The organism is Octadecabacter sp. B2R22, assembly GCF_018861045.1.
Lineage (GTDB): Bacteria > Pseudomonadota > Alphaproteobacteria > Rhodobacterales > Rhodobacteraceae > Octadecabacter.
In genome coordinates this window covers 246,140-256,215 of the sequence record NZ_JAHKQJ010000002.1, presented here as the reverse complement: position 1 = coordinate 256,215, position 10,076 = coordinate 246,140, and the positions used below count along the sequence as shown (strand labels likewise).

Genomic DNA, 10,076 nt, shown 5'->3' with positions numbered 1-10,076 from the left:
CACAGGGGGATTTCACATGTTGAGAAGAACACTTTTGGCCAGCGCTGCGGCAACAGCCATGTTGGGCGGTATGGCATCTGCTGACGGCCACGAGCCACTGAAAGTCGGCTTTGTTTACGTCGGTTCCATCGGCGATGGCGGCTGGACATATGAGCACAACGAAAGCCGTCTGGCCGTAGAAGAGCATTTTGGCGACGCGGTCGAGACTGTCTTCGTTGAAAACGTCCCAGAAGGCCCAGACGCTGAACGCGTGATGCAGCAGATGGCGCTTGAAGGCGCAGACCTGATTTTCACAACATCCTTTGGCTACATGGACCCGACAATCAACGTCGCGGCACAATTCCCAGACGTGATGTTTGAACATGCGACAGGCTACAAACAGGCCGACAACGTGTCCGTTTATTCCGCACGCTTCTACGAAGGTCGCGCCGTTCAGGGCCACATCGCAGGCCAAATCACTGAATCCAACGTCATCGGTTACATCGCATCTGTGCCAATTCCGGAAGTTATCCGTGGCATCAACTCCGCGTACCTTCACGCGCAAGCGGTAAATCCTGACGTCGAGTTCAAGATCATCTGGCTCTACACATGGTTTGACCCAGCAAAAGAGGCCGACGCAGCGAACACGCTGATCGAACAAGGCGCCGACGTGATCTTGCAGCACACTGATTCCACCGCTCCACAAGCGGCGGCAGCAGCAGCAAACGAAGCAGGCGCTACGGTTTACACCTTTGGCCAAGCATCCGACATGATCGAATTCGCACCAATGCCGCGCGTGTCTTCTATCATCGACAACTGGGCACCATATTACATTGAACGCACTCAGGCTGTCATGGATGGCACATGGGAAAGCGTGAACACATGGGACGGTATGGACACTGGCATGGTCGGCATTGGTGAAATCACCGATGCGGTTCCTGCCGAAGTTAAGGCCTCCGCTGAGGCCCTGATGGCGTCCATCACAGCAGGCGACTACCAACCGTTCACTGGCCCGATCAACAAACAGGACGGCTCTGCTTGGTTGGCAGAAGGCGAAACTGCTGATCTGGGTGAACTGGCTGGCATGGGCTTTTATGTCGAAGGCATCACCGGCGACGTCCCACAATAAGTCGCAAGACCTATAAAGTAAGATAGAAAGGCCCGCCAATCTGGCGGGCCTTTCTCGTTCTTGGGGAGTGGTGGTCTTGGTCGTTCGTATTAGGGGCGTTGTGGCAATGCGGCGCGCAAGTCGGCTTCATCCACGCCAAGGTTGGCGGCAACTGCGGCCAAATCTGCATTTGGGCCGCCTGCATCTTGCATGGTTTGCATCAACAGCTGCGCATCAATGCCAAGGTCAGAGGCGATGGCCTCAAAATCAGGACGGCCTCCACCTTGGCCGCCGCCGGGACCACCCGCGGCACCAATGCCAGCCGCTGCCGTGGTGTTGAAATTATCCTCCGCCTGAAGCCCGACAAGGCACGTCGGCAGATTCGGGAATTCCCCGGTTGAGTGGTAGTGATAGGTGTCGCCATCCATATGGCCGCCGCATTCATCTAGGTCGCGCGGCACACTGCCATCATGTTCAAGGCTGCCCATGATTGCGAAACCGTCAAAGGCATAGCCGAATTGCGCTTTGGCATCTTGGACCGCATTGGCACAGGACCCTTCGACATTATTGTGCTCATAAACGGTGTCCAGATCGCTCGCCGTGCCGTGGTAGTGATACCACCCACCCGGATCGACGTGACCCGCGCAAACATCCAGTGCGGGCATGTGGCCTGTGTCCAGAACGCTCGGCGCATCTGCGAAAATCGGCACACCGCTGAGCGACATGCCAATCTTTGCCACGGTCCCCAAGGATACAGGCGCATCGGCCATCTGCGGCGTCGTCGGGATCAACATGGTCATTTCAACGGCCTCATCGACGGACCCGCTGATACATTCGTTGGCCTCGGTCGGCCCTTCCACGCGGATATCAAACACATGGACCGTGCCGTCTTCGTCGTAGAAATGGTACCCCATCTCATCGAGCATCTTAAGGAACTCACCGTCCACACGATACAGACCGGCCTCATCGCCGTCCCAGTCCCAAATGCCGCCTTCGTCCTCAAGGGTTGCCGGGCAAAACGGCCCGATTTCAAGGTCATCAGGCTGGTACTTAACTGTGATCTCTAGGCAGGAGGCAGCACTCCCGTCTGTCAAAGTGCATTCCACCACCGTTGGCTCAGACACAAGCGCGTCTGAAGAAATCTGTGCCCCCTCTATCTGGGCCTGCACTGCAAACGGCGCGAGAGCTATGAGGGCCGCAGCCGAGGAGAACCGAAATTGGGTCATGTGATGTGCCTTTAGCAGTTGATATAAGTCTTCTACGCAGCGGCTTCGAAGATTTGTCGCTGCCTGACGAATTTTCTAGAATTTTCTGCAACAGGCCTTCAATGTGCCCGCAACAACAAGCGGAGTATTAGGATGCCATATCGGGGCGCGGGCGGAACAAGGGGCGGCGAAGGGTCGTTTCTTTTGGGGATTATCATGATGATTGCCGGGGGCTATCTTCTCTTGCGGGGGATCATGGTGCGGCCCCAGTTTGGGCTGGGCAATCAGATGTATTCGATTGGCGGCTTTCCGGTCACGACGGGTCTGGTTCTTGTGCCCTTCGCCTTTGGCGTCGGCATGATCTTTTACAACAGCCGCAACTGGTTGGGCTGGCTGCTGTCAGGCGGATCAATCATCGCGCTGGTTGTTGGTGTGATCGCCAGCATCAACTTCACCCTCGTGCGGATGAGCGCCTTTGACCTGCTCATGATCCTTATACTATTGGTCGGGGGGATCGGGTTGTTCTTGCGCTCCCTCTGGGCACGCTAGCGATGATCGATTTCCTCGTTATCGGTGGCGGTATTGCCGGGGTGTCTGTGGGCGCACGGCTGTCGCTGCTTGGGTCAGTCACGGTGCTTGAGCGTGAAAGCGCGCTGGCCTATCACGCCTCAGGCCGCTCGGCTGCGATGTTCGAAGAATGCTACGGATCACCCTCAACCGTCGCGCTGAATACCGCCAGCAAACAACACCACTTCGAAGCCCACGGCGGCGTCACCAGCCCGCGTGGCATCCTGTTGATCGGCACCAAAGACGATGGCGCGGATTTCGAGGCTGACTTGAAAGCCATGAACCTGCACGACATCTCCTTGTCTGACGCCCGCGCGATGCTGCCGATCCTCAACGACACCGTGACGCGGGCCGGATATCACGCCGAAGCATGGGATTTAGACACCGACCGCATGGTGCAGAACTTTGCCAGCGACATCCGCGCGACTGGCGGAACGGTGCGCACTTCTGCCGAAGTCACTGGCATAACCCGCACGGGGAACGGTTGGGAGGTCACGGTCGGTGATGACGTCTTGAGCGCCAAGAACCTTGTGAACGCCGCGGGTGCGTGGGTTGACGTTGTGGCCCAAATGGCAGGGATCGCACCGATAGGCATCACGCCACTGCGCCGTTCTATGGCGCGCATCCCTGCGCCGGGCGGTCTAGACGTGTCCAGCTGGCCGATGATGTTTGGAACCGGCGAAAACTGGTATTGCAAACCCGACGCAGGCGCCCTGATCGTCTCTCCCGCCGAAGAAGCACCAATGCCGCCTATGGATGCATGGGCCGATGATATGGTGCTCGCCGAGGGCCTTGCGCGATACGAAGCCCATGTCACCGAACCCGTCACCCGACTTTTATCCAATTGGGCTGGCTTGCGCAGCTTCTCACCGGATCGCAACCTCGTGCTTGGGCCAGACGCGCGCGATGCGTCGTTCATCTGGATGGCGGGGCAAGGCGGCTACGGGTTCCAAACCGCCCCCGCAGCAAGCCAGTTGGTTGCCGATCTGGTCGCTGATCGCCAGCCGGATATACCAGCGGGAATCATTGCCAAGCTTTCGCCAGAACGTTACCTAACGTAGCCATGAAAGCTCTTTGTTTTGGATTCGTAATTACTCTTTTCGCCAGCACCGCGCAGGCGGATATGTTGTCGCGTTGGGAAATCTCCGAAGAAGCGATCCGCGAACAGGTTTTGGTCCTCCACGGCAGCGGGTCGCGCTATCGGGATTGGACCGCCGCCGATCGCAACGGCAAGGCCTGCCTTTTGTCTGCAATGGTCCAAGAGTTTGGCTCACCCGCCGTCGAAAATTTCATTCAACAACTTGAAAGCACCGCCGCACGCCGGATGTCCTATTCGGATCCGTTTGCGCTGAGTGTTGATTGGGCGCGCGCAGCCCCTCTTAACCGCATTCAATATGATGATGTCGCCCCTTTGGCGCAGGCCTGCAATTCAACCTTCTAAGGGTCGCCCTTAGGCCACGGCCGCCATCAGCTCCCATGACCGCAATGTCATATAGCCCAAATCACAGCCGCCATCATGGATGATCGTTTCCACGGGAACGCCTTGCGCAAAGATGATACCTTGCTTGGCAATGGATATCTGAATGAAACTTACGGGGCATGGGCTGTTCTGCACGCTCACGCGATCATGGCTCACGGCGAGGGATTTAGCTCGCACAAATACGGCATCATCGCCAAACATGAGAGGCACACGAATGTGTTCAAACAACACGCGATGTTGCGGTCCGACCGTCAAGTCGGCATGCGGCAAGCCAAACCCAAGCGCACCCTGAGAGATGCGCACGGGGAAATGGTTGCGTTCGGATGGAGCGGCAAGGGCCTCACGCAGGTCCGTAATCGGCTGGGGGCCGTAATCGCGCGTCGTAACAAGATCACCCACTGCAAGATCAGCGGCCGCGCGTTCACCCAGCGGCGTCGAAATACGTGTCTCTGGCGTGACGCCAAAGGCGGACACCCATGGGGACAGGGCCTGTAATTCCGGTTGATATCTCATGTGTGGCCTCCTTGTTTGGCTAACACGACCGACGATCTAGCGGCGCAAACCGCCCAAGTGTTGGCCCAATTGTGGCAAAAGCGGACAAATTTACCTGTATTTTAGGTCAGGTCTTAGCGTTTCGATGAACAATCCACTGGATTAACAAGCGTTTGACCCTAGCGCCGCAACACGCAACACTAGGCACATGACAATCAGCTCGCCCCTTATAGACTCTCGCGTAAATGCAATGATCCGCGAGTTTGCCGCCCATAAAGGGTTCACTGGCATGCCCGATCACCGGCTGATCTATAAGGCCCTCTCCTATCCAAACACGCGCCAAGTCTGGCGGGTCGAACTTGGGTCTGACGTCTATGCGCTGAAACTGGACTACGAAGCCGACAGCGATGGCCGCTTGGCAAAGGAATTTGCCGAGTTGCAGACCCTCAGCTCGCATTTCGCCAAATATGAGAAACTCGGCATTGCGACCCCTGTCTATTTGTCCCCGTCAGGGCAGTTCTGTGTGACGGAATTTCTGGACTATAAGACCGCTGGGGAACGCCTGCAGTCTGTCGAGAATGAACAAACGCGTCGTCAGGTGTTTCGTCGTGCGGGGCTATGGCTGCATGCGATGCACGAATATAAGCCGATCAAAAAGAACAAGTTCTGGGGCAACTGGATGACCAAGGAATTGGACGTCCTGCTTGAAACGAACGAGATGCAGGCGCCCCGCGCCGAGGTGGAATTGATGCGCGCCATGCTGCGTGAACAGCTCAAGAAAGTGAACGACGTCAGCGACCTACACGCAACGTCCCACGGCGATTTTCACAGCGAAAACATGATGCTTGGGCCGGGGATGACCTACGGCTTTGATTTCACCGAGGCGCGGCGCAAAATGGCTGTCTATGACATCGTTGATTTCCTGAAATGTGACATCCATCGCGAAACCCCGCTGGAAGGCGTCGACAGCGCGGGCATCACCAAAACGCACCGCGAGATGTTTTTCAAAGGTTACAAACACAAGGTGAACCAAGACGTTCTTGACGTCGCCATCCGCGGTCGTCTGTTGATCGATTGGGCTGGCATTACCCGAAAAGGGCATACCGTTCACCCCGTCCAGCGGATCGAGTATCGCAAGTTAAAGCCACGTTTGGATATCGCGTTCCAAAAGGCGTAAATCCGCCCCAAATCGCACTGCGACAGTTTGGCCCGATCAAAAGGCGGCCGATGTGCGTATTAAACATATAAACACAATGGAGCTTTATATGTTACGCACTCTCACAATCGTCCTGACCCTCGCCGCCCCAGCCGCCTTTGCACAGGGCACCCCGGGTGGACACTTTGTCGAAAACTGGGATCTGGACGGCGACGCGACGGTCACGCTTGAAGAAATCACGGAGCGGCGCGACATGGTTTTCAACATGTTTGACAACGATGAAAACGACCTGCTGAACGCCGAAGAATACGCCCAATTCGATGAAACCCGCGCAGCCGACATGGAAGCCAATGCAGGCGGTCACGGCAACGGCAATGGCGGTGGTCGTATGATGGAAGGCATGACGCTGACCTTCAATGACACAGATGGCGACGGCAACGTCACACGCGAAGAATTCGTTGCAGGCAGCACAGGCTGGTTCGCCATGCTGGACAAAAACGAAGACGGCAGCGTCACATCCGCCGACTTCGGCCCTGGCAGCCACTAAGCAGGCAGCCCTTCATCACTCGAACACGGGCCGTATGTTGATCAGTTCAACGTGCGGCCCGCGCGATTAACGGAAAACCCGTTGCCATTGCGGTTCTCGCAACTCACTCCGCTGGCAGCCATGGCGCAGGTATAGCTATAAAATGACCATTCGGATCCGTAACTGATCGTTGCTAGCGGCGCCGGCCAAAACACGTCCCCGTGGCATGTCCAACGTTCCTCAGGCTGCCCAGACGTCGGCAGGACCAGCGTCCGTGTTTCATCCAAATCGCACGTAGGATCGCCATCACCATAGTCAGGCGGTAAGTCCCAAGCAGCGTCGAAAATCAGACAAACGAGGTCCGCTTCAATGATCGAATCCTCGCCGTAGGTCTCCACGTAACATTTGATATTGCCGCTGGGGCTAGCAAACCCCAACGCCCAGACCGGGCTGACAAGCAACATCAGTGCAACGGTGCTAAGCGCCCTCAGCGTTCTTGCGAATGGTTTCGTTTTTCGGGTCATAGGGGCTGTCCTGTACAACTTCAGCGTCCCACAACTCACGGAACATGCGCACCTTAACTTTGGTTCCGACGGCACACAACTCAGGCGGGAGATATCCCATGCCGATGGATTTGCCAAAGGCCACAGAATAGCCGCCCGAGGTCAGGCGCCCGACCTTTTGCCCGCCATGGATCAACGCTTCACGACCCCATGGGTCCGCGTCCTCAGGCCCGTCGATCAGCAAGGTCACACACTTGGATCGAATACCGATCTTCTCCATCGCTTCTTTGCCTTGGAAGTCCTTTTCCAAATCCACAAAGCGCGGTAAATCAGCCTCAAGAGGGGTCGCGTCGCGGCCAAGTTCCGTGCCGAACGCGCGATAGGATTTTTCCTGACGCAGCCAGTTCTGCGCCCGCGCGCCGACCAGTTTCATTCCGTGTGGTTCGCCTGCTTTTTCGAGCAAATCAAACAGGTAGTTCTGCATCTCCATCGGGTGGTGCAATTCCCAGCCCAACTCACCGGTATAGGCAACGCGGATCGCATTCACGGGACACATGCCCAACTCGATCTGTTTTGCTGACAACCACGGGAACCGCTTGTTGGTCAGCGCAGTCTCTGGATCGGCATCATTGATAACCGCGTTCAACACATCACGAGATTTTGGCCCAGCAATCGCGAAGACACCCCACTGGGTCGTCACGTTCTGGCATTCGATACGGCCATACTCCGGCTCTTTGTCCTCAATCGCCTTGCGCAAGAAATCAGCGTCATAATCTGTCCACGCGCCAGCACTCACCAAATAGAACTCGTCTTCGGACAAACGCACAATCGTGTATTCCGTGCGCGTCGTCCCGTGAGATGTCAGCGCATAGGTCAGGTTGATGCGGCCGACGCGGGGCAGTTTATTGGTCGTGAACCAATCCAGAAACGCCGCAGCGCCCGCGCCTTTGACGATATGTTTGGTAAAGGCTGTAGCGTCGATCAGGCCAACCCCTTCACGGATCGCCTTTGCCTCATCCACAGCGTGTTGCCACCATTCGCCACGGCGGAAGGATCGCGCGTCGTGATCGAAGCTGTCAGGCGCATCTAACGGCCCGAAATAATTCGGGCGTTCCCAACCGTTCACAAACCCAAACTGGGCGCCGCGCGCTTTTTGGCGGTCATAGGCGGGTGCCGTGCGAAGCGGACGGCAGGCTGGGCGTTCTTCATCTGGGTGGTGCAGAATATAGACGTGGTCGTAGCATTCCTCATTCTTACGCGCCGCGAACTCGGTCGTCATCCAGTCGCCGTAACGTTTTGGATCAAGGCTCGCCATGTCGATCTCGGCCTCACCATCGACCATCATCTGCGCAAGGTAATACCCCGTGCCCCCAGCGGCAGTGATCCCGAATGAGAACCCTTCGGCCAGCCACATGTTACGCAAACCCGGTGCGGGACCAACCAACGGATTTCCATCCGGCGTGTAACAAATCGGACCGTTGAAATCATCCTTCAACCCGCTGTCTTCGCAGGATGGAACACGGTGGATCATCGCCATGTATTGCTCTTCGATACGCTCCAGATCAAGCTGGAACAGGTCGGCACGGAAACTGTCTGGCACGCCGTGTTCAAACACAGCAGGCGCGCCTTTTTCATAGACACCCAAGATCCAACCACCACGTTCTTCGCGCACGTAAGACTGCGCATCCGCATCGCGTACAACAGGGTGTTCTGCATTGCCCTCAGCACGGTATTTCACAAGATCCGCGTCCTGATCCATCACGATGAACTGGTGTTCAACGGGGATGGCAGGCATCTTGATTCCCAGCATCTTGGCCGTACGCTGCGCGTGGTTGCCGCTTGCCGTCACGACATGTTCTGCCGTAATCACAATCTGCTCATCGCTGGGCACGAGGTTGCCGCCCTTTTCGACCATCTTGGTGCAGGTCACGTCCCATGCATCGCCGTTCCAATTGAACGCATCCGCCTGCCATTTGCGTTCGATCATCACGCCACGTTGGCGCGCGCCCTTGGCCATCGCCATCGTCACGTCGGCTGGGTTAATGTAGCCGTCCTCGGTGTGATAAATCGCGCCCTCAAGGTCCTCGCAATTGATCAGTGGCCAGCGTTCCTTAATCTCATCCGCTGTGAGCCATTCAAACGGCACATCACAAGTTTCCGCCGTGGACGCATAAAGCATGTATTCTTCCATGCGTTCCTTGGTCTGGGCCATGCGCAGATTGCCCACCACCGCAAAGCCCGCGTTTAGCCCTGTTTCTTCTTCCAACGTTTTGTAGAAATCGACCGAGTATTTGTGAATGTGGGTCGTGGCATAAGACATGTTAAACAAAGGCAGCAGCCCCGCCGCGTGCCATGTGGACCCAGACGTCAGCTCATCGCGTTCCAGCAGCATGACGTCATCCCATCCCGCCTTTGCAAGATGATAGGCAATTGATGTTCCGACGGCACCGCCACCGACGACCAAAGCTTTGACAGTTGTTTTCATTTCACCGATTCCCTGACGTGTTCCTGCGTAATTTGCCCTAATCATACGCGCCACGCCAAACCGACCCGACGCGAAACGCACCAAAACCGACCCACACTTCCAATTATTTATGATTGCGCCGCGCGCCCCAAGCTGTCCGCCCAATCAATATGGGTAAGGCATCCAAAGGTATCCTTACGTCACCCAAAACAATCAGAGCGTGAAAATCATTTTTTACCAAAGGATTAGTCATGGTGCACAATTGATACAGGCCGACCCTCCGGCGCAGTTTCCATTGGCAAAATGACCGAAACTCACTAAGTTGACGTCAGAGTAACGTGAGAGAGCTGTATATAAGCAGCCCCACGAGGAGAGCAGGTATGACACGTAATTGTTTAACAGCGCTTTGCGCTGCTTTGTTGTTGGGCGCATGCACGCCGCCCGAAATCACGTCCCGTCTGGATACAAATGATGCGCTGTATTCCGGGTTTGAACCGGCGGACAGCTATACGCCCACCCCTGTCGGTGTGCGCGCTGAAAACGACTTCATGCGTTTCTCAACGATGTCGATGTCGCAATAAGCGCATCCCGTTGGG

The 10,076-nt window shown here is 56.4% G+C and carries 11 protein-coding genes; 7 read left to right on the top strand and 4 right to left on the bottom strand.

Annotation, left to right across the window (positions count from 1 at the left end):
• Positions 1-16: 16 nt before the first annotated feature.
• On the top strand, positions 17-1,108 hold the full coding sequence (locus KO486_RS01370; RefSeq protein ID WP_216035434.1) for a BMP family ABC transporter substrate-binding protein: 1,092 nt from the start codon (positions 17-19) through the stop codon (positions 1,106-1,108).
• Between the two features lie 89 nt (positions 1,109-1,197).
• Here KO486_RS01370 and KO486_RS01365 read toward each other — a convergent pair whose 3' ends face one another.
• Complete coding sequence (locus KO486_RS01365; RefSeq protein ID WP_216035433.1) at positions 1,198-2,313, bottom strand: YHYH protein; 1,116 nt, start codon at positions 2,311-2,313, stop codon at positions 1,198-1,200.
• Positions 2,314-2,508: 195 nt separating this feature from the next.
• Between KO486_RS01365 and KO486_RS01360 the strand changes: the two genes are divergently transcribed.
• The 3 genes from KO486_RS01360 to KO486_RS01350 are packed head-to-tail and all read left to right on the top strand — an operon-like array spanning position 2,509 to position 4,300.
• Positions 2,509-2,841 carry a hypothetical protein gene (locus tag KO486_RS01360; protein WP_252734448.1) on the top strand — a complete coding sequence of 111 codons (333 nt, stop codon included), beginning with the start codon at positions 2,509-2,511 and terminating at the stop codon, positions 2,839-2,841.
• Positions 2,842-2,843: 2 nt separating this feature from the next.
• Positions 2,844-3,920, top strand: a complete 1,077-nt coding sequence (locus KO486_RS01355; RefSeq protein ID WP_216035431.1) for an FAD-dependent oxidoreductase — start codon at positions 2,844-2,846, stop codon at positions 3,918-3,920.
• Between the two features lie 2 nt (positions 3,921-3,922).
• Entirely contained in the window at positions 3,923-4,300 is a 378-nt protein-coding gene (locus KO486_RS01350) for a hypothetical protein (RefSeq protein ID WP_216035430.1), read from the top strand.
• 9 nt (positions 4,301-4,309) lie between these two features.
• On the opposite strand, the gene KO486_RS01345 is transcribed toward KO486_RS01350, so the two are convergent.
• Entirely contained in the window at positions 4,310-4,852 is a 543-nt protein-coding gene (locus KO486_RS01345; protein ID WP_216035429.1) for a Hint domain-containing protein, read from the bottom strand.
• Between the two features lie 187 nt (positions 4,853-5,039).
• On the opposite strand from KO486_RS01345, the gene KO486_RS01340 reads away from it, so the two are divergent.
• Positions 5,040-6,008: a phosphotransferase gene (locus tag KO486_RS01340; RefSeq protein ID WP_216035428.1), complete on the top strand. Its 969-nt coding sequence runs from the start codon at positions 5,040-5,042 to the stop codon at positions 6,006-6,008.
• Positions 6,009-6,096: 88 nt separating this feature from the next.
• Positions 6,097-6,534, top strand: a complete 438-nt coding sequence (locus KO486_RS01335; protein ID WP_216035427.1) for an EF-hand domain-containing protein — start codon at positions 6,097-6,099, stop codon at positions 6,532-6,534.
• A 41-nt stretch (positions 6,535-6,575) separates the two neighbouring features.
• Here the strand turns inward: KO486_RS01335 and KO486_RS01330 are convergent, their stop codons facing one another.
• On the bottom strand, positions 6,576-7,037 hold the full coding sequence (locus KO486_RS01330; protein ID WP_216035426.1) for a DUF6636 domain-containing protein: 462 nt from the start codon (positions 7,035-7,037) through the stop codon (positions 6,576-6,578).
• Complete coding sequence (locus KO486_RS01325) at positions 6,991-9,501, bottom strand: FAD-dependent oxidoreductase (protein WP_216035425.1); 2,511 nt, start codon at positions 9,499-9,501, stop codon at positions 6,991-6,993. The genes KO486_RS01330 and KO486_RS01325 overlap by 47 nt, the downstream gene beginning before the upstream one ends.
• Before the next feature lie 359 nt (positions 9,502-9,860).
• Here KO486_RS01325 and KO486_RS01320 point away from each other — a divergent pair, with 359 nt between their 5' ends.
• A complete protein-coding gene (locus tag KO486_RS01320; protein WP_216035424.1) occupies positions 9,861-10,061 on the top strand; it encodes a hypothetical protein in 201 nt (66 codons plus the stop codon).
• Positions 10,062-10,076 lie beyond the last annotated feature (15 nt).